Annotated in this window: 18 protein-coding genes and 1 tRNA gene; 7 read left to right on the plus strand and 12 right to left on the minus strand. The window is 68.3% G+C overall.

Annotated elements, in window-relative coordinates; translation table 11 throughout:
- The first annotated feature begins 13 nt into the window (after positions 1 to 13).
- Positions 14 to 562 carry a peptidylprolyl isomerase gene (locus tag MKCMC460_RS01545; RefSeq protein ID WP_236984532.1) on the plus strand — a complete coding sequence of 183 codons (549 nt, stop codon included), beginning with the start codon at positions 14 to 16 and terminating at the stop codon, positions 560 to 562.
- A gap of 10 nt (positions 563 to 572) precedes the next feature.
- Here MKCMC460_RS01545 and MKCMC460_RS01550 read toward each other — a convergent pair whose 3' ends face one another.
- Positions 573 to 992: a PH domain-containing protein gene (locus tag MKCMC460_RS01550; protein WP_236979301.1), complete on the minus strand. Its 420-nt coding sequence runs from the start codon at positions 990 to 992 to the stop codon at positions 573 to 575.
- A gap of 167 nt (positions 993 to 1,159) precedes the next feature.
- Positions 1,160 to 1,441, minus strand: coding sequence for a cell division protein CrgA (crgA, locus tag MKCMC460_RS01555; protein ID WP_236979303.1), 282 nt, complete (start codon positions 1,439 to 1,441; stop codon positions 1,160 to 1,162).
- Positions 1,442 to 1,585: 144 nt separating this feature from the next.
- On the opposite strand from crgA, the gene MKCMC460_RS01560 reads away from it, so the two are divergent.
- Complete coding sequence (locus tag MKCMC460_RS01560; RefSeq protein ID WP_236979305.1) at positions 1,586 to 2,353, plus strand: DUF881 domain-containing protein; 768 nt, start codon at positions 1,586 to 1,588, stop codon at positions 2,351 to 2,353.
- 36 nt (positions 2,354 to 2,389) lie between these two features.
- Positions 2,390 to 3,088 (plus strand): aminodeoxychorismate/anthranilate synthase component II, encoded by a 699-nt coding sequence (locus tag MKCMC460_RS01565; RefSeq protein ID WP_236979307.1) that lies wholly within the window; start codon positions 2,390 to 2,392, stop codon positions 3,086 to 3,088.
- On the opposite strand, the gene pknB is transcribed toward MKCMC460_RS01565, so the two are convergent.
- From pknB to MKCMC460_RS01605, 8 genes are all read right to left on the minus strand, one after another.
- A complete protein-coding gene (pknB, locus tag MKCMC460_RS01570; protein WP_236979309.1) occupies positions 3,066 to 4,943 on the minus strand; it encodes a Stk1 family PASTA domain-containing Ser/Thr kinase in 1,878 nt (625 codons plus the stop codon). The genes MKCMC460_RS01565 and pknB overlap by 23 nt on opposite strands.
- Positions 4,940 to 6,193, minus strand: coding sequence for a serine/threonine-protein kinase (locus MKCMC460_RS01575; protein WP_236979311.1), 1,254 nt, complete (start codon positions 6,191 to 6,193; stop codon positions 4,940 to 4,942). Before MKCMC460_RS01575 ends, pknB begins: the two co-directional genes overlap by 4 nt.
- A gap of 58 nt (positions 6,194 to 6,251) precedes the next feature.
- Positions 6,252 to 7,730 (minus strand): D,D-transpeptidase PbpA, encoded by a 1,479-nt coding sequence (gene pbpA, locus MKCMC460_RS01580; RefSeq protein WP_236979313.1) that lies wholly within the window; start codon positions 7,728 to 7,730, stop codon positions 6,252 to 6,254.
- Positions 7,727 to 9,142 carry an FtsW/RodA/SpoVE family cell cycle protein gene (locus tag MKCMC460_RS01585; protein WP_236979315.1) on the minus strand — a complete coding sequence of 472 codons (1,416 nt, stop codon included), beginning with the start codon at positions 9,140 to 9,142 and terminating at the stop codon, positions 7,727 to 7,729. Before MKCMC460_RS01585 ends, pbpA begins: the two co-directional genes overlap by 4 nt.
- Positions 9,139 to 10,656 (minus strand): PP2C family serine/threonine-protein phosphatase, encoded by a 1,518-nt coding sequence (locus MKCMC460_RS01590; RefSeq protein ID WP_236979321.1) that lies wholly within the window; start codon positions 10,654 to 10,656, stop codon positions 9,139 to 9,141. Before MKCMC460_RS01590 ends, MKCMC460_RS01585 begins: the two co-directional genes overlap by 4 nt.
- Positions 10,653 to 10,790 carry a hypothetical protein gene (locus MKCMC460_RS01595; RefSeq protein WP_236979323.1) on the minus strand — a complete coding sequence of 46 codons (138 nt, stop codon included), beginning with the start codon at positions 10,788 to 10,790 and terminating at the stop codon, positions 10,653 to 10,655. The genes MKCMC460_RS01590 and MKCMC460_RS01595 overlap by 4 nt, the downstream gene beginning before the upstream one ends.
- A complete protein-coding gene (locus tag MKCMC460_RS01600; RefSeq protein ID WP_236979325.1) occupies positions 10,787 to 11,254 on the minus strand; it encodes an FHA domain-containing protein in 468 nt (155 codons plus the stop codon). Before MKCMC460_RS01600 ends, MKCMC460_RS01595 begins: the two co-directional genes overlap by 4 nt.
- A gap of 96 nt (positions 11,255 to 11,350) precedes the next feature.
- Entirely contained in the window at positions 11,351 to 12,985 is a 1,635-nt protein-coding gene (locus tag MKCMC460_RS01605; RefSeq protein ID WP_236979327.1) for a DUF3662 and FHA domain-containing protein, read from the minus strand.
- 248 nt (positions 12,986 to 13,233) lie between these two features.
- On the opposite strand from MKCMC460_RS01605, the gene MKCMC460_RS01610 reads away from it, so the two are divergent.
- From MKCMC460_RS01610 to MKCMC460_RS01625, 4 genes are all read left to right on the plus strand, one after another.
- Positions 13,234 to 13,316 (plus strand) — tRNA-Leu (locus tag MKCMC460_RS01610).
- A 394-nt stretch (positions 13,317 to 13,710) separates the two neighbouring features.
- Positions 13,711 to 15,021, plus strand: coding sequence for an ammonium transporter (locus MKCMC460_RS01615; RefSeq protein ID WP_370653054.1), 1,311 nt, complete (start codon positions 13,711 to 13,713; stop codon positions 15,019 to 15,021).
- Between the two features lie 25 nt (positions 15,022 to 15,046).
- Positions 15,047 to 15,313 (plus strand): YdeI/OmpD-associated family protein, encoded by a 267-nt coding sequence (locus MKCMC460_RS01620; RefSeq protein WP_236979329.1) that lies wholly within the window; start codon positions 15,047 to 15,049, stop codon positions 15,311 to 15,313.
- Between the two features lie 192 nt (positions 15,314 to 15,505).
- Positions 15,506 to 17,008, plus strand: coding sequence for a PPE family protein (locus MKCMC460_RS01625; protein ID WP_238305243.1), 1,503 nt, complete (start codon positions 15,506 to 15,508; stop codon positions 17,006 to 17,008).
- A 9-nt stretch (positions 17,009 to 17,017) separates the two neighbouring features.
- Here MKCMC460_RS01625 and MKCMC460_RS01630 read toward each other — a convergent pair whose 3' ends face one another.
- A complete protein-coding gene (locus tag MKCMC460_RS01630; protein WP_236979333.1) occupies positions 17,018 to 17,359 on the minus strand; it encodes a GNAT family N-acetyltransferase in 342 nt (113 codons plus the stop codon).
- Positions 17,356 to 18,342, minus strand: a complete 987-nt coding sequence (locus tag MKCMC460_RS01635; RefSeq protein ID WP_236979342.1) for a pirin family protein — start codon at positions 18,340 to 18,342, stop codon at positions 17,356 to 17,358. The genes MKCMC460_RS01630 and MKCMC460_RS01635 overlap by 4 nt, the downstream gene beginning before the upstream one ends.
- Between the last annotated feature and the right edge of the window lie 4 nt (positions 18,343 to 18,346).

Below are 18,346 nucleotides of genomic sequence, written 5' to 3' on the forward strand. Positions count from 1 at the left end.
CGAATGCGGGGTGATGGCAGACTGTGATCCCGTGACCAACAGCCCGATTCAGACCGCCACCGCAACGCTGCACACCAACCGGGGAGACGTCAAGGTCGCCTTGTTCGGCAACCACGCGCCCAAGACCGTCGCCAACTTCGTCGGACTGGCGCAGGGCACCAAGGAGTACTCGACGCAGAACGCCTCGGGCGGTCCGTCGGGACCGTTTTACGACGGCGCGGTCTTCCACCGGGTGATCGGCGGCTTCATGATCCAGGGCGGTGACCCGACCGGCACCGGCCGCGGCGGCCCGGGCTACAAGTTCGCCGACGAGTTCCACCCCGAGCTGCAGTTCGACCGTCCTTACCTGCTGGCGATGGCGAATGCCGGGCCCGGCACCAACGGCTCGCAGTTCTTCATCACCGTCGGTCCGACCCCGCACCTGAACCGGCGCCACACCATCTTCGGTGAGGTCATCGACCCCGATTCGCAGCGTGTGGTCGACACCATCGCCACCACGGCCACCGACGGCAACGACCGTCCGCTCGAGCCGGTTGTCATCGAGTCGATCACCATCTCCTGACTCGCGGAAACTAACGCCGGCCGGCGTAGCCGGCGTCTGTGAGGGCGTCAAGCACCTCCAACGGATCTGTTCCCAGGTCCCAGCGGGACAACACGATCAACCCGCCGCCCACCGTTTCGATCTCGAGCAGGCGGACCCGGCGGCCGTGCCGGCGGAATTCGGAGATCCGGATTATCGCGATCGAATCGCGGCGCAATAGCTGGGTGCGGAACCAGCCGCGCAGCGCCAGCCCCTCGTCGGTGATTGCCAGCTTCGGCCGGGCACGCCACGACGCCCCGGCAAACAAGATCAGCCCCGCCGCCGCGATCCCGGCGATCACCCGCCCCGGCGGGTCTGTGACCAGCGTCACAGCAGCGATAGCCATCATCACGCCGCCGAGTCCACAACCAGCGATTCCAGCCGTGCGCGGCGCCCACTCAGTTTGCTGCATGTTCTACCTGGGCCCTCTCACCACCATGGATACGGTTATCCACAGCAGCTATCAACAGTGGGGATGAATCACACGCTTGTGATTGGGTGACCGAAAGGTTGCTGCCGGGCTAACAAAACGCCCCGAAATGAATACACACCGTCGCGTGGATCCCCGGCGGGAGCTCCTCAGTGCCACCGCATCGTGAGCAACAACCCGGTGATCATGAAAGCAAACGCGATCGCGTAGTTCAGCGGACCGAGTTCGGTCATCCAGTGCAGGGCCGCCGGGGCCTGCTGACTCATCGCGCCAAGCTGGAACACCATCAGCCAGATCAGGCCGATCAGCATCAGGCCGATGAACAGCGCGACGAACCACGCGCTCGACGGCCCGACCTTCACCTTCACCGGCGTGCGGCTCACGGCGCTGACGGTGAAGTCGTTCTTCTTGCGGACCTTGGACTTCGGCATTTACGACCTCTGGGTATCAAGCGGGTGGTATCGAAACGAGCGGTACATGCAACGATTACCGTTACGGCTGCGGGCACAACTTGGCTACGAGACTAGCCCACCCAGCGCAGACGTCGAGAAACCCGCCGGGAAACAGGAGACGGCTTGTCCGATCAGACGGACCCCCAGACGACCGGGCCGCGGCGTTCGCCGTGGCGCTTCGGGGTGCCGGTGGTGTGTCTGCTCGCCGGGTTGCTGTTGGCGGCGACCCACGGGGTCTCCGGTGGGGCCGAGATCCGCCGCAGCGACGCACCGCGACTGGTCGACCTGGTGCGCGAGACGCGGTCTTCGGTGAGCCGGCTGGACGCCGAGCGCGCGGCGCTGAGCCACAAGATCGACACCGCACACGGCAGGTCGTCATCCGCGGCGTTGCAGGCCATGCTCAAACGGGCGGCCGAGCTGGCTGGTGAAGCCGACATGAACCCGGTGCACGGCCCGGGCCTGGTGGTCGTCCTCAACGACGCCCAGCGCGACGCCAACGGCCGTTTCCCCCGCGACGCCACCCCCGACGACCTGGTGGTGCACCAGCAGGACATCGACGGTGTCCTCAACGCGCTGTGGAGTGCCGGCGCCGAAGCGATCCAGATGCAGGACCAGCGCATCATCGCCACCTCGGTGGTCCGCTGCGTCGGCAACACGCTGCTGCTGAACGGGCGCACCTACAGCCCGCCGTACACCATCACCGCCATCGGAAACGCGACCGCCATGCAGAGCGCGCTCACCGCGGCGCCGCTGGTGACCTTGTACAAGCAGTACGTGATCCGCTTCGGGCTCGGCTACCGGGAAGAAGTCAAATCCGACGTCGCGGTCGTCGGGCACGCCGAACCGGTGCGACTGCATTACGCGCAGCCGATGGGACCGATCGGTTACTGACCGCAACCACGGCGGCCCGGACGGTACCCTGTCACGATGCGGATCCTGGTCGTCGACAACTACGACAGCTTCGTGTTCAACCTGGTCCAGTACCTGGGCCAGCTGGGCGTCGAGGCCACCGTCTGGCGCAATGACGACTCCCGCCTCTCCGACGCCGAGGAGGTCGCCGCCCAGTTCGACGGTGTCCTGCTCAGCCCGGGCCCGGGCACGCCGGAACGTGCCGGGGCTTCGATCAGCCTGGTGCGCGCGTGCGCCGCGAGCGGCACCCCGCTGCTCGGTGTATGCCTGGGGCACCAGGCCATCGGTGTGGCGTTCGGCGCCACCGTGGACCGCGCTCCGGAGTTGCTGCACGGCAAGACCAGCAGCGTGTATCACACCAATGTTGGTGTGCTGCAAGGCCTTCCGGATCCCTTCACGGCCACCAGATACCACTCGCTGACCATTCTGCCGGAGTCGCTGCCGGCCCAGCTCGACGCCATCGCGCACACCCGCAGCGGCGTGATCATGGCCGTACGGCACACCGAGTTGCCCATCCACGGCGTCCAATTCCACCCGGAGTCGATCCTGACCGAGGGCGGCCACCGGATGCTGGCCAACTGGCTCAGCTACTGCGGCTGGGCGCGCGACGACACCCTGGTGCGCCGACTGGAGAACGAAGTCCTCACCGCTATACGCCCGCACTTTCCCGGCGAGACGGGTGACGCGGCGGGGACTACTGACCGAACTTCAGCGTGATCACGCCGTCCCGGTTCACGCCGTTGCCGGCCGCCGGGCTCTGAAAGACGATCTTGTTGTGCTGGGCGCCCCCGGCATCCACGTCGGGCCCCTTGTCCAGAACCCCGGTCCAGCCCAGTGCGCGCAACCGCGGTTCGGCGTCCGTCCAGAACATGCCCGACAGGTCGGGCATCACGAACTGGTTGCCCTTGGACACCTGCAATTCGATCACCGAATCGACCGGAACGGTGGTCCCCGCGGGCGGGTTGGTGGCGATCACGTCGCCGGCGGTGCGTGTGCTGTCCACCGACGCCTGGCTGAATCGCGAAAAGCCGTACACGGTCAGGTTTTTCTGCGCCATGTCCACCGTCTGGCCCGCGACGTCCGGAATCTGCTTGGTCTCCGGCCCCGACCCCACGATGATCGTGATCACGTTGGTGATCGCCGACGTCTGGTTGGCCGGCGGGTTCGTCCCGGTCACCTTGCCCGCCATCTCCGGGCTGGACGGCGCGCTGGACTGCTTGAACTTGGTGAACCCGGCGGCGCTGAGTTTCTTGACCGCCTCGGCGTAGGTCAGTGACGAAACGTCGGGCAGCTCGCGCTGCTCGGGCCCGGTGGACACGTTGATGGTGATCTCGTCACCGGCCGGGACCGACGCACTGGCCGTCGGGTCGGTGCCGATGACGTGATCGGGCTGGATGCCGGAGTCCGGCTTCTGCTGGGTGCGCGTCTTGAAGCCCTTGTTCTGCAGCGAGGCGATCGCGTCGGCGGCCGTCTGGCCGCGCACGTCGGGAACCTGCACCTTGCGGGTGTTGCCGCCGAACGTGTTGATCGCGATCGTCACGATCACCGTCAGCACCGCCAGCACCGCGACCACAGCCACCCAGCGGCCGACTGAGGCGGCCCCCCGATTGTCGGAGTCGTCGAAACGCTGCCTGGGCAGCGGGTCGGTGCGGGGACCACCGTGGCCCGGGCCGCCGGACGACAGCATCGACCTGCGCTCGGCGCCGGTCAGCACCTTGGGCGCCTCCGGCGTCTCGCCGTTGTGGACCCGCACCAGGTCGGCGCGCATCTCCGCGGCGGTCTGATACCGGTTCTCCGGATTCTTGGCCAGCGCCTTGAGTACCACGGCATCGAGGTCCGGGGAGATCCCCTCGTGCCGTTCGGACGGCGGAACGGGGTCTTCCCGGACATGCTGGTAGGCGACCGACACCGGCGTGTCACCGGTGAAAGGCGGCTCCCCGGTGAGCATCTCGTACAACACGCAGCCCAGCGAATACACGTCGGAGCGGGCATCCACGGAGTCGCCGCGAGCCTGCTCGGGCGAAAGGTATTGCGCGGTGCCGATCACTGCCGCGGTCTGGGTGACGCTGTTGCCGCTGTCGGCGATCGCGCGGGCGATGCCGAAGTCCATCACCTTGACCGCGTTGGTCGAGCTGATCATGATGTTCGCCGGCTTGACGTCGCGGTGGATGATCCCGTTCTGGTGGCTGAAGTTCAGCGCCTGGCAGGCGTCGGCGATCACCTCGATGGCGCGCTTGGGTGTCATCGGGCCGTCGGTGTGCACGATGTCGCGCAACGTGACGCCGTCGACGTACTCCATCACGATGTAGGGCAGCGGTCCGGCGGGGGTCTCGGCCTCGCCGGTGTCGTAGACCGCGACGATCGCGGGGTGGTTGAGCGCCGCCGCGTTCTGCGCTTCCCGACGGAACCGCAGGTAGAAGCTGGGGTCGCGGGCCAGGTCGGCGCGCAGCACCTTGACCGCGACGTCGCGGTGCAGCCGGGTGTCGCGGGCGAGGTGAACTTCGGACATGCCCCCGAAGCCGAGGATGTCGCCCAGTTCATAACGGTCGGACAGATGCCGAGGGGTGGTCATCGTGTTGTCTCGTATCGGGCCAGCACCCCAGGAGTACCCGTTTCACCGCGATCCGTCCAATTGACCCGCAGGCCGGGTGCAGCACCGGAGTCGTCGATGCTGACCTGTCCGCTTCCGGTGTTCGGGACGGTCCGCGGCGTCTCCTGACTGTTGCCGTTGCCCGACTTCATCACGATGAGCACCGCGATGATGATCGCCAGTGCCCCGAGCACGCCGGCAGCCCACAACAACGCCCGCTGACCCGAGGAGAACGTGCGCCGGGCCGGTGGGGGGCGGCGACTCGAAGTCTGGGCTGAGCGGCGGGGCGCGGTGGTCCGGGCGACCGGGGTCGGTGCAATCCGCGCCGGGGTGGCCGACGGGATCGCCGCGGGCGCGGCCCGGCCGGCCGGCGGTGACTGGCTGGGTCGCGGCGGTCGGCGGCCGGCCCGCACCGCGGCCACCGCGTCGGCGAACGGTCCCCCGCTGCGATAGCGCTGGCTGGGATTCTTCACCAGCGTGATCTCGATGAGCTCGCGGACGTTGGGCGGCAGGTCGGCGGGCAGCGGGGGCGGCGGCTCCTTGATGTGCTTCATTGCCACCGTCAGGGCGCCGTCCCCGGTGAACGGCCGCTTGCCCGACACCACCTCGTAGCCGACCACGCCCAGGGCGTAGACGTCGCTGGCCGGCGTCGCGTCGTGGCCCAGGGCCTGCTCGGGTGCGATGTACTGGGCCGTGCCCATCACCATCCCGGTCTGGGTCACCGGTGCCGCGTCGACGGCCTTGGCGATACCGAAGTCGGTGATCTTGACCTGACCGGTGGGGGTGATCAGGATGTTGCCCGGTTTGACGTCGCGGTGCACCAGGCCGGCGGCGTGCGCAACCTGCAGTGCGCGGCCGGTCTGCTCGAGCATGTCCAGCGCGTGCCGCAGCGACAGCCGACCGGTGCGTTTGAGCACCGAGTTCAGCGGTTCCCCGTTGACCAGCTCCATCACCAGATACGCGGTGCGGCCTTCGCCGTCCAGTGCGCTTTCGCCGTAGTCGTGCACTTGGGCGATGCCGGGGTGGTTGAGCATGGCGGTGGTGCGGGCTTCGGCCCGGAACCGCTCGATGAACTCGGGGTCCTGGGAGAACTCCTGCTTGAGCACTTTGACGGCGACGCGCCGGCCCAGGCGGTTGTCCACCGCCTCCCAGACCTGGCCCATCCCACCGGTGGCGATGAGCCGCTGCAGCCGGTAGCGGCCGGACAGCGTCACCCCGACGCGGGGACTCATGCTGTGCCTCCCGCTCGCTCCGGTCGCGCGTTGCTCACGCGCACTTGCCTGCGGCGACTCATGGTCCCCCTTGCAACGCAGCTTCGATCACTGCCCGCCCGATCGGCGCCGCCAGCGCGCCACCGGTCGCGGACAGGCGATCGGCCCCGTTCTCCACCAGCACCGCCACGGCGATCTTGGGGCCCTGCGCGGGGGCGAAGGCGATGTACCACGCGTGTGGTGGCGTGTGCCGCGGATCGGTGCCATGCTCCGCGGTACCTGTCTTGGATGCGATCTGCACGCCGGGGATGGCCCCTTTCTGCTGCGCGTTCTTTTCGGCGCCGACCATTAGCTCTGTTAGCTTAGCGGCGACCTGCGGCGACACCACGCGGCGCTGCTGATAGGGGGCGGTGGAACTGATATTGGCCAGGTCGGGCCCCTTGAGACTTTCCACCAGGTAGGGGCGCATCAGCACGCCGCCGTTGGCGATCGTCGCGGCCACCTCGGCGTTCTGCAGCGGGGTCAGTGCGACGTCCTTCTGGCCGATACTGGTCATCCCGAGCGCGGCGGCGTCGGAGATCGGTCCGACGGTGGATTCGGCGACCTGAAGCGGAAGCGGGTCGGGTGTGTCGTCCAGGCCGAAGGCGCGCGCCATGTTGCGCAGCGCGTCGGTGCCGGTGAGCAGACCAAGCTGGACGAACGCGGTATTGCACGACTTGGCGAACGCTTCACTCAGCGGCACGGTGGGTTCGGGGCCGCACGGGGTATCGCCGAAGTTCTCCAGCATGGCCGTGCTGTTGGGCAGCGGAATCCTGGCGGCCGAGGTCAGCTGCTGGTTCTCGTTGGCGCCGGCGGCCAGTGCGGCGGCGGTGGTGATGACCTTGAAGGTGGAGCCGGGTGGATACGTCTCGGAGATCGCCCGGTTGATCAGCGGCGAGTCGGGGCTGTCCCGCAGCGTTTGCCAGGCCTGGGCCTGCACGTCGGGATTGTGCGAGGCCAGCAGGTTGGGGTCATACGACGGCGACGAGACCAGCGCCAGGATCTTGCCTGTCGACGGTTCCAGCGCCACGACGGCGCCTCGGCAGGGCGAAGCGCCGCAGCCTTCCTGCATCGCGTCCCACGCGGCCTGCTGGATGCGCGGGTTGATGGTGGTGTCCACGTTTCCGCCGCGCGGGTCCCGCCCGGTGAAGAAGTCGGCCAACCGCCGGCCGAACAGGCGCTCATCGGAGCCGTTGAGCAGCAGGTCCTCGGCCCGCTCCAGCCCGGTACTGGAATAGCGCAGCGAGTAGAACCCGGTCACCGGGGCGTAGACGGCGGGGTTCGGGTACACCCGCAGGAACCGGAACCGGCTGTCGGTGGCCACCGAATAGGCCAGCAGTTGGCCGCCGGCGATGATCTGACCGCGCTGGCGTGAGTACTCGTCGAGCAGCACCCGCTGGTTGCGCGGGTCGGCGCGCAGTCCGTCGGCGGTGAAGACCTGCGTCATGGTGGCGTTGAGCAGGAGCAGCACGATCAACGCCATCACGGTCATCGAGATCCGGCGCAGCGAGGTGTTCATACGCGCTCGATCACCTCGGTGCTGGCCGCGGCTATCGGCGACTTCTTCTTGCGGGGACGGGGGCGCAGCGGACGCCGGGCGCCGTCGGAGATTCGGGCCAGGATAGCCAGCAGCACATAGTTGGCCAGCAGCGATGACCCGCCATAGGAGAGCCACGGCGTGGTCAGGCCGGTCAGCGGGATCAGCTTGGTCACCCCGCCGACGACGATGAACAGCTGAATGGCCAGCGTCGAGGCCAAGCCCGCGGCCAGCAGCTTGCCGAAGCTGTCGCGAGTGGCGATCGCCGTGCGCATCCCGCGGATGATGACGATGGTGTACAGCATCAGGATGCTGGCCAGGCCCACCAGCCCCAGTTCCTCGCCGAACGCGGCGGTGATGAAGTCGGTCGACGCCGCGGGCACGGTGTCGGGCTGGCCGTTACCCAGTCCGGTCCCGAAGATGCCGCCGGTGGCGAAGCTGAATAGCGCCTGCACCATCTGGTAGCCGTTGCCGTCGGGGTCGGCGAACGGGTCCAGCCATGTCTGCACCCGGACGCGAACGTGCTCGAATGAGTAGTAGGCGGCCACACTGCCCATCGCGAACAGCACCATCCCCAGCACCACCCAGCTGAACCGCTGGGTGGCCAGGTACACCACCACCAGAAACGACGAGTACAGCAGCAGCGAAGTGCCGAGGTCCTTCTCGAAGACCATCACCGCCACCGAGATCACCCACGCCGCCAGCAGCGGCGCGAGGTCCCGAGGGCGCGGCAGCGTCATGCCCATCAGATGCTTGCCGGCACTGGTGAACAGATTGCGTTTGGCCACCAATACAGCCGAGAAGAAGATCAGCAACAGAATCTTGGAGAATTCCGCCGGCTGAATGGAGAAGCCGTGCAGGCGAATCCAGATTTTCGCGCCGTTCTGCTCGGACAGCGACCTGGGTAGCAACGCGGGGATGACCAGCAGCACCAGACCCGTCAACCCACAGATGTAGCCGTAGCGCGCGAGTTGACGATGATCCTTGAGCAGGGAGACCACGAACGCGAACGACACCACACCGAGCAGGGTCCACAGCATCTGCTGATTGGCGCTGGGGTGGCCGCGGCGGCCGATCTCCTTGTCCACCAAATCCAGGCGGTGAATCATCACCAGGCCCAGGCCGTTGAGCAATGCGACCACCGGCAGCAGCAGCGGATCGGCGTAGGGCGCGAAGCGCCGCAACGCCAGGTGGGCGAGGATGAACAGCGTCAGGAAACCCAGCCCGTAGGTGGCCAGGTCCCAGTGCAGGCCCCGCTCTTGGTTGGCCTCCACGATCATCAGCGCGGCGACGGTGATGAAGGCGGCGAAAACGAGCAGCAACAACTCGGCGTTGCGCCGGGTCGGTAGCGGAGGAGTCACCGCAACCGGTGCGGGCAGTTCCGTCGTTGTCATGCCGCTGTCCGGCAGTCCACGCCTGGTTTTTGTGCGGGTTGGATGGTCTCGGTCGCTACGGGCGGGGCAGAGGTTGTGGTCGGGCTGTTGCTGGAAGACGCGGAGGCGGTCGTGGTTGGGGTGGTCGCTGTACCGGGCGTGGTCGCGGTCGTCGACGGGGTGCTGGTTGCGGTCGGCGCCGGGGTGTTGCTGTCGGGGATGCCGGTGCTGTTCGTGGACGGCGCCGATGGTTCGGTCGGCGAGGTGGTGCCCGACTGGCAGATCGGCAACAGGCCCGAAGCGGCCAACTTGTGCAGCTGGCTACGCGCGTCGTCCAGCGTGCCGGACGGCAGCCCGGACTGCACCGCGGCCCGCTCGGATTGGCGGAGATCCTGCAGTTTCAGCGGCCGGCAACCGGGGCTGCCGGGCGCGGCCTCGGTCACCTGGTTCTGTGTGTTGACGCAGCCCACCAGGTGCACCTCGTGCATGGAGACGCCCAGCAGCGAGCCCTGCACACCGCGCATGATCGCGACCGAGCCGTTGTCGGCGGCGACGTAGTAGTTGTCTCGGATGATCATCTGGCCGACGAACAGGCCCGCCAGCACCAGCAGCGCCACCAGGGTGGCGACCAGGAACAGCCGGCGCCGCGGCCACCGCGGCTTCTTGGGTGGCTCCTCTTGGGGCGCAACACGTTTGGCGACCTCTTTGCGTGGCCTGATCGCCGACGCGCGGCCGGCCGCGGTGTTGGGCAGCGTCAGCTGGTCGTCGTCGTTGTCACCGGACACCGCGCCGGCCAGTATCGGCTGGGTTTGCCCGATCTCGTCGTCGACGACGTCGGCGACCACGACGGTGACGTTGTCCGGGCCGCCACCGCGCAGCGCCAGCTCGATCAGCCGGTAGGCGCTTTCCGCGACGTCGGGGATCTGCAGTGCCTCGGCGATGGTCTCGTTGCTGACGGGGTCGGAAAGTCCGTCGGAACACAGCAGGTAGCGGTCGCCGGCGCGCGCCTCCCGCATCGTCAGCGTCGGCTCCACCTCATGGCCGGTCAGCGCGCGCATGATCAACGAGCGCTGCGGGTGGCTGTGCGCCTCCTCGGCGGTGATGCGGCCTTCGTCGACCAGCGTCTGGACGAACGTGTCGTCCTTGGTGATCTGCGTGAGCTCGCCGTCGCGGAACAGGTAGCCTCGCGAGTCCCCGATATGCGCCAGGCCGATGCGGTCGCCGGCGAACAGGATCGCGGTCAGGGTGGTCCCCATGCCCTCGAGGTCGGGTTCCATCTCCACCTGTGCGGCGATCGCGGAGTTGCCTTCGCGCACCGCCGCGTCCAGCTTGGCCAGCAGGTCGCCGCCGGGTTCGTCGTAGTCCAGCGGAGCCAACGCCCCGACCACCAACTGCGAGGCCACCTCGCCGGCGGCGTGGCCGCCCATGCCGTCGGCCAGGGCCAACAGTCGCGCTCCGGCATAGACCGAGTCTTCGTTGTTGGAGCGCACCAGGCCGCGATCGCTGCGGGCGGCGTAGCGCAGGACTAATGTCACGGGCGCCACTCCTCGACCCCGCCCCGCAAGCTCACCGAGCCGGCGTCTTCGTCGTCTGCGCGGGTCGCGGGCGCAACTCCGACCCCGCCCCGCAAGCTCACCGAGCCGGCGTCTTCGTCGTCTGCGCGGGTCACGGGCGCAACTCGATTGCCGTCTTGCCGATCCGAACCGGCGTACCTATGGGAACTCGTACCGCAGTCGTCACCTTCGCCCTGTCAAGGTAAGTGCCGTTCGTCGAACCTAGGTCTTCCACATACCATTCCGAACCACGTTGAGACAGCCTGGCATGCCGAGTCGATGCGTAATCGTCAGTCAACACCAGGGTCGAGTCGTCCGCCCGGCCGATCAGTACCGGTTGGCCGCTGAGCGTGATCCGGGCGCCCGCCAGCGCCCCCTCGGTCACCACCAGGTAGCGCACCGAGTCACGGCGTTGCCGCGACGGCAGCAGATTGCCACGCAACGCCAACCCGCGCCGCACCATGACCGCACCCGTCGGCGCGTAGATGTCGGTGCGCAGGATCCGCAGCACTGACCAGATGAACAACCACAACAGCATCAGGAACCCGGCACGCGTCAGTTGCAGAACCAAACCCTGCATCTGGCGGTCCTTTCCGTCCCGGCGTTACCTACCCCGTGCCCGCGCTACCGAGCACCTCGGCAAAGTCACAATACTGGGACGACGGCCCGGGTGGGGTCAGTGGATGCGAACGATGATCTCGGAGTGACCCAGCCGGATCACGTCGCCGTCGGCCAGCTGCCATTCCTGGACCGGCGCATTGTTGACCGTGGTGCCGTTCGTCGAGTTCAAGTCCGAGAGCAGCGCCACCTGACCGTCCCAGCGAATCTCCAGATGCCGGCGCGACACGCCCGTGTCGGGCAGCCGGAACTGGGCGTCCTGGCCACGCCCGACAATGTTGGAGCCGTCGCGCAACTGGTAGGTACGCCCGCTGCCGTCGTCGAGCTGCAGGGTGACCTGCGCTCCGGCCTGCCCGTAGCCGCCCTGACCATAGCCGCCGTAGCCACCACCCTGCCCGTAGTCCGGGGCGGGCTGACCGTAGTCGGGTGCCGGCGGCTGTCCGTAGTCGTAGTCCGAGCGCGCGGCGGGCTCGCCGTAGCCACCCGGCGCCGGCGCGTAGCCACCGCCCTGCGGGGCTTCGGCGTATTGGGTGTATTCGTTGGCGCCGTACTCCTGGCGGCTGTAGCCGCCCTGGCCGTACCCGCCCTGGTCCTGGCCGTAGCCGCCCTGCTCGGGGTATGACGGCCGCTGCGGTTCCGCCGGGGCCGGTGGGGCACCGTAGCCGCCCGCGTCCTGGCGTGCGGGCTCACGCCCGTAGTCGCCGTAGCCGCCGGGTGCAGCCGGCGGCTGGCCCTGACCGTAACCGCCCTGCTGGTAGCCCTGCTCCTGGCCGTATCCGCCCGGAGCGCCGTACCCGCCGCCGGGCGGACCCGGAGGTGCTGCGGGCGGAGCGTCGTGAGTCGGCGCGTAGCCACCCGGGGCCTCGCCGTAACCACCCTGGCCGTACCCGCCCTGTTCGCCGTAGCCGCCTTGGCCATAACCACCCTGCGGCTGGTCGTAACCGCCCTGGTGTTGGCCGTAACCGCCCTGCTCCGGGTAGCCGCCCTGGCCGTAGCCGCCTTGCCCGTACCCGCCCTGTTCGCCGTAGCCGGCCTGGCCGTAGCCACCTTGCGGTTGGTCGTAGCCGCCCTGGCCGTAGCCGCCCTGCGGCGGCGGGTAACCCTGCTGGGGCGGGTAGCCGCCCTGCTCCGGCGGGTAACCGCCGCGCGGGTCCTCCTGGCGTCCGTAGCGGTCGTCGTAGTACTCGTCGGGCCGCCCCTGACCGCGGTAATTCGGATTGTCAGTCATCGGTCGTACTCCTGGTTCTGCGCCAAACGCATGATTCGATTGTGGCCGGGCGGCATCGGAAGCCGTCGGGCGGGGCTCGACGTCGGGGTTGACAGCACCGCGGGCGCGGAACTGGCCGGTATGCAGGTTCGAGGATTCCTCGAACCGTACGACCACTTCACCATACGTTTGCCACCCCTGTTCCTGGATATAGTCCGCCAAGTACCGAGCAAAAGCGCTCGACGTCAGGTCCGGATCGGCGCCCAACTTCTCCGAGTCGTGCACACTGAGGGTAATGATGTATTCGTTGGGTGCCAAAAGGCGATTGCCCTGCAAGGACTGCACGCCGTCGTCGGCTTCACGCCGCAGCATCGCTTCGACTTCCTCCGGCAGGATCGATCCGCCGAAGACCCGGGCAAACGCGTCACCGACCGTCGCCTCGAGTTTGCGCTCGATGCGCTGAACCAGCCCACGTCGGCTACCCATCTGTGCGCGCTCGCCTCACTACTGTGCTGGGAAATTCTCGGCGGAGGGTAATCGACTCGGCCGTTGGTCGGATTGCTGAGTAATCGTATCGGGACACACCGATTCGCCGGCACCGTGAGAATGCTGAGAATCGCATCGATACTGATCAGAGACCTCGGCGTGGCTGGTGTGATGCGCCTGGACGGCGCGGCCCGGGTGCGCGGTTGGGGTTGGCGGCGACTACAGTGATATGGTCCTGCGGTTGTTTCGGGCGAGTGGCGGAATGGCAGACGCGCTGGCTTCAGGTGCCAGTGTCCTTCGGGACGTGGGGGTTCAAGTCCCCCTTCGCCCACATTGAGGAGTTCTACGAACTCCAGGCGCTAAGGTCACGAACCAGAAATGGTTCGTGACCTTTGTGTTTGGTGGGTGCGATCCAGCGTGGCGGGATGTCGTCGCGAGTGGGGACCGGCGTTCGCAGTTCCCCGTTGAATGATCGCCTCAAGGACGGCAACGCGGGGGCGTGTCCGGGGACGGCGTGCTCCTGGCGCGTCTCTGCGCCGTCAACCGCTGTGCGGAGGAGTTGAGGGCCGAGTACAAGGGTGAAGACGCCCGGCCCGGCGCTCACCGCGCCCGCGGAACTCGAAATGTGGAGATCCTGGCCCGGAAGCGACTTCTTCGTACTCCATGGAGGTAGGCGTCGGGACTGCCATACATTCCTACCGACGACTACCGAGGGAGCCACCGCGTTGAATATCGATCCCGCCGCCACCGCTTGGCTGCTGGCCAGCACCGCACTCGTGCTGCTGATGACGCCCGGGCTGGCGATCTTCTACGGCGGCATGATGCGCACCACCGGCGTGCTCAACATGATCATGATGAGCTTCATCTCCATTCCGCTGGTCACGGTGGCGTGGCTGCTGGTGGGCTACAGCCTGGCGTTCTCCGGCGGCGGTCTCGGCGGGTTTCTGGGCGGCCTGTCGCATGCGGGGATGGCCGGGATCGGCCCGTCGACCCTGCACGGGCAGGTGCCCGAACTGCTCTACGCCACGTTCCAGTTGACCTTCGCGATCATCACCGCCGCCCTGGTCAGCGGCGCCATCGCCGACCGCGCCAAGTTCGCGGCCTGGCTGTTGTTCGTGCCGGTGTGGACGATCGTGGTGTATTCCGTTGTCGCGCACTGGGTTTGGGCACCGACGGGCTGGCTGGCCAAGATGGGCGTGCTGGACTACGCCGGTGGCCTGGTGGTCGAGATCGTCTCGGGTTCCTCGGCGCTGGCGCTGGCGCTGGTGCTGGGCCCGCGTATCGGGTTCAAGGTGGAGGCGATGCGGCCGCACAATCTGCCTCTCGTGCTGCTCGGGGTGGGCCTGCTGTGGTTCGGCTGGTTCGGGTTCAACGCCGGTTCGGCGCTGGCCGCCGACGGGCTGGCCGCGGCGATCTTCCTCAACACGTTGGTCGCCGGCTGTCTGGGCATGTTGGGCTGGCTGGCGGTGGAACAGTTCCGGGACGGTAAGCCGACCACTTTCGGTGCCGCGTCGGGCGTGGTCGCCGGCCTGGTGGCGATCACGCCGTCGTGCGGCACGGTGAATACCCTGGGTGCCGCCGTCGTCGGGCTGGTGGCCGGAGTCGTGTGCTCGTACGCGATCCTGGTGAAGTTCAAGCTCAACTACGACGACTCGCTGGACGTGGTGGGCGTGCACTTCGTCGGCGGCGTGGTCGGGGTTTCCCTGATCGGGCTGTTGGCCACCGCGGTGATGACCGGCGGCCCGCGTGGCCTCCTGTACGGCGGCGGCCTGGGCCAGCTCAGCAAGCAGTCCCTGGCGATGGTGGTGGTCGCCCTCTATGCCTTCGGGGTGAGTTTCGTGCTGGCCAAGCTGATCGACCGGTTCGTGGGGTTCCGGCTCAGTGCCGCCGACGAGAAGAACGGCATCGATCTGACCCAGCACGCCGAGACCGCTTACCCGGAGGGTGTTTACGGGCATCAGGCGCCGCGCCATTCCGCTTCGTTCGGGGATCGGGACGAGTCCCGGCCGCGGTCCATCGACGACGAGGACGAGTGAGCGCGGCCGTCGGTAATCTGGCGACGTGACCAGCCAGAAAGTAGCCGGCGGCGTCGTCCACGAACTCCCCTCCGACCTGCGGCAGGCGCTGATCGGCAACAGCGCCGCGCTGGAGCTCTGGAACGACATCACCCCGCTGGCGCGCAACGAGTTCATCTGCTGGGTCGAGGACGCCAAGCAAGCCAAGACCCGGGAGCGCCGCATCCGCCGCACCCAGGAGGAGCTCGAGGAGGGCAAGCGCCGGCCCTGCTGCTGGCCGGGGTGTAAGCACCGCGAGCGCAACGGCAGGTAGCGCGGCGCCGAGGACGCCGCATTGCTGCTATCGCCGAACGCCCGCTACTGTGCAGGTTAGGCGAACCTAATTCGGCAGCCACCCCTGCTCGCCGATCCGGGTATCCGCCTATTGCGTCGATCGCTGCGGCGGTGACGTACGGGGAGGAATGGGTTCCGATGACGCTAGGTGTCTCAAGGGGGGACTGACGGGATGACGGCTCCGATCTGGATGGCCTCGCCGCCCGAGGTGCACTCCGCGTTGCTGTCCGCCGGCCCGGGTCCGGGTGCGCTGCTGGCCGCGGCGGGCGCGTGGCAGGCGCTCGCCGCCGAATACGAGTCGGCGGCGGCCGAGTTGATCGGCGTACTGGGTGCGGTTCAGTCCGGGTCCTGGCAGGGGCCGTCCGCCGCCGAGTACGTCGCCGCGCACGCCCCCTACCTGGGCTGGTTGACCGGCGCGCAGGCTAAGAGCCTGGCCGCGGCCGCCCAGCAGGAGACCGCCGCGGCGGCCTACACGACGGCGCTGGCGATGATGCCGACGCTGCCGGAGTTGGCCGCCAACCACATCGTGCACGGGGTGCTGGTCGGCACGAATTTCTTCGGCATCAACACCATTCCGATCGCCCTGAACGAGGCCGACTACGTCCGGATGTGGATCCAGGCGGCCACCACCATGGGTACCTATCAAGCCGTGACGACGACGGCGGCGGCAGCGGTGCCGACCACCGCACCGGCCCCCACCGTGGTCAAGGCCGACATGGCAAGCCTCGCCGCGGAGCCCAGCCAGCTGGCCGCGGCCGCGCCGGCCGCCGACTCGGGCAGCCAGCTCAACCTGGCCGACCTCATCACCCAGCTGCTGCAGGGTTACCTGAATTATGTGCAGCAGCTGTTCGCGCCGATCACGAACTTCCTGCAGAACCCGGTCGGCAACACCATCCAGCTGATCACCGACTTCCTGACGAACCCGTCGCAGGCTCTGGTGACCTGGGGGCCGTTCCTGTTCGCCGTCGCCTACCAGGCCTTCTCCTGGGTCGGGGCATCGCTGACCTACCCCCAGCTGCTGCTGGATCCGCTGCTGGCGATCACCTTGGGCGTGGTGATCGGCGTCGGGTACCAGTACCTGCAGCAGCTGCCGGCCGACGTACCCGTCGGCGATGAGCCGGCGGTCTCAGCGGCACCGGCGGCCACCTCGCACTCCTCGAACTATCCGCTGGCCACCCTCGCGCCCACTGTCGCCGGCCCGGCCGGCGCCCCGGTCACCACCGCCGCCGGCAGTGCCGGCGCCGCGCCCGCGTCGGCCGCTCCGGCCGCCACCGTGCCCGCTATCCCCTACGCCGTCGCCGGCATCGGACCCGACGAGGGGTTCTCCCCCACCTTCCGGGACCGCACCGGCGTGAAGGCCCCGGCAGAGGGAATCCCGGCGGCCGCAGCGGGGGTGTCAGCGCGGGAGAAGCGACGCTCCCGACGTCGGCGCGCCGCCACCATGCCCGAGCACCAGTACGCCGACGAGTACCTGGACTACGACCCCGGCGCCGATACCCCGCCGGAGGAACCGGTGATCGCCGCGTCGACTCGCGGCGCGGGCGCGATGGGATTCGGCGGCACCGTCGCCACCGACGCCGCCGACGCCGCCGGCCTGATCACGTTGGACGGCGACGAATACGGCAGCGGGCCCGCCATGCCGATGCTGCCGACCAGCTGGGATGAGCGCGGGTAGACCCGGCGGTCAGTGGCTGCCGTGGGTTTTCGCCCAGCCGGTGACTTCGGCCGTGGCGGGGTCGGTGATGTCGTTGTACTCGGGATGCTTCTTGAGCACGGTGACCACCATGGAACACACCGGCACGATGCGCTTGCCGTCGGCGCGGGTGGCCTGCAGCGCTTCCTCCACCAGGATGGTCGCCAGCCCGCGTCCGCCGAAATCCGGGTCGATCTCGGTGTGGTGGAAGATGCGTTGCTCGCCGCGGTCGGCGAACTCCGCGAAGCCCACGGTCTGGCCGGCGACGGCGATGCTGTACCTGTCGTTCTGTGCGGTGACGGTGGTGACCGCGCCCGTCTTGTCGGTTGTCATCTTCGCTCCTCTGATTGGGCAGCCGGTCGGGGCAGCAGCCGCGTGGTGGGCAGGGGCGGTCCCGGCAGGCGGGTGACCGCACCCCGGTAACCCGTGACGGCACCGAAGCGGTCCCAGCCGGGCCCGTCGTTGCCGTCCTGCCACAACTGACGATAGGTGACGATGTCGTCGTGGTTGCGACCGACGAAGTTCCACCACATCACCAGCTGTTCGCCGAACGGGACGCCGCCCAGCAGCAGCACTCGCGCCGGCCCGTCCCCCGCGTTGCGCACGTGTAGCGTGCGATGGCCCGGCCCCTGGTATCCCAGCTCGGCGACCGCCAGCGCGACCCCGCACAGTTCTACCGGACCCGCGTCGCACAGCACCCCGTGCTCGAAGGCCGGGTCGACGTCGAGTTCTATCGCGGCCCGTGGCTCGAGGTCAAGCTGTGCGCCCAGCAGCGGCGTGAAAGTCGTTACCGGCGAACGGCTTCCGGCCAGCTCACCGAGGAACACCCGGAGCTGCGCGTGTGGCCGCGAAACCGTTTCGGGCCGGTGGTGCGCGAAGTCGCGTCCGGTGTCGCGCGCCGAATCGGGCAGTGCCACCCACAGCTGGGCGCCGTGCAGCACCCGGCCCGGGGTGGACACCTCGGAATGGCAGATGCCCGCACCCGCGGTCATCAGGTTCAGCTCGCCGGGGTGCACCATCGCGTGGACGCCGGCGCTGTCGCGATGCTCGACTTCGCCGTCGAACAGCCAACTCACCGTTTGCAGTCCGGTGTGCGGGTGCGGCGGGACGTCCATCTGCGTGGTGGCGGGGCCGTAGTGGTCGATGAAGCACCACGCCCCGATCAGGGACCGCTGCCGCTGTGGCAGGGTGCGCTGTACCCGGATGGCCCGCGGACCACCCAGCGGGACTTCCCGCGGGTGCAGCACCTCGGTGGTGGAGGTCGTCGGCGAAGCGCCGCAAGCGACTTCGGGCGGCGCAGCCTCCAGGTTGCTCACCTTC

It is taken from the genome of Mycobacterium sp. 20KCMC460, from assembly GCF_022179425.1.
In the GTDB taxonomy this organism is placed as follows: Bacteria; Actinomycetota; Actinomycetes; order Mycobacteriales; family Mycobacteriaceae; genus Mycobacterium; species Mycobacterium kiyosense.

Bases quoted from the DNA above. Each gene is read 5' to 3' on its own strand.
- MKCMC460_RS01605 (WP_236979327.1), bottom strand. From the start codon at position 12,985: ATGGGTAGCCGACGTGGGCTGGTTCAGCGCATCGAGCGCAAACTCGAG.
- MKCMC460_RS01545 (WP_236984532.1), top strand. From the start codon at position 14: ATGGCAGACTGTGATCCCGTGACCAACAGCCCGATTCAGACCGCCACC.
- MKCMC460_RS01565 (WP_236979307.1), top strand. From the start codon at position 2,390: ATGCGGATCCTGGTCGTCGACAACTACGACAGCTTCGTGTTCAACCTG.
- pbpA (WP_236979313.1), bottom strand. From the start codon at position 7,730: ATGAACACCTCGCTGCGCCGGATCTCGATGACCGTGATGGCGTTGATC.
- MKCMC460_RS01600 (WP_236979325.1), bottom strand. From the start codon at position 11,254: ATGCAGGGTTTGGTTCTGCAACTGACGCGTGCCGGGTTCCTGATGCTG.
- crgA (WP_236979303.1), bottom strand. From the start codon at position 1,441: ATGCCGAAGTCCAAGGTCCGCAAGAAGAACGACTTCACCGTCAGCGCC.
- MKCMC460_RS01625 (WP_238305243.1), top strand. From the start codon at position 15,506: ATGACGGCTCCGATCTGGATGGCCTCGCCGCCCGAGGTGCACTCCGCG.
- MKCMC460_RS01630 (WP_236979333.1), bottom strand. From the start codon at position 17,359: ATGACAACCGACAAGACGGGCGCGGTCACCACCGTCACCGCACAGAAC.
- pknB (WP_236979309.1), bottom strand. From the start codon at position 4,943: ATGACCACCCCTCGGCATCTGTCCGACCGTTATGAACTGGGCGACATC.
- MKCMC460_RS01575 (WP_236979311.1), bottom strand. From the start codon at position 6,193: ATGAGTCCCCGCGTCGGGGTGACGCTGTCCGGCCGCTACCGGCTGCAG.
- MKCMC460_RS01550 (WP_236979301.1), bottom strand. From the start codon at position 992: ATGCAGCAAACTGAGTGGGCGCCGCGCACGGCTGGAATCGCTGGTTGT.
- MKCMC460_RS01585 (WP_236979315.1), bottom strand. From the start codon at position 9,142: ATGACAACGACGGAACTGCCCGCACCGGTTGCGGTGACTCCTCCGCTA.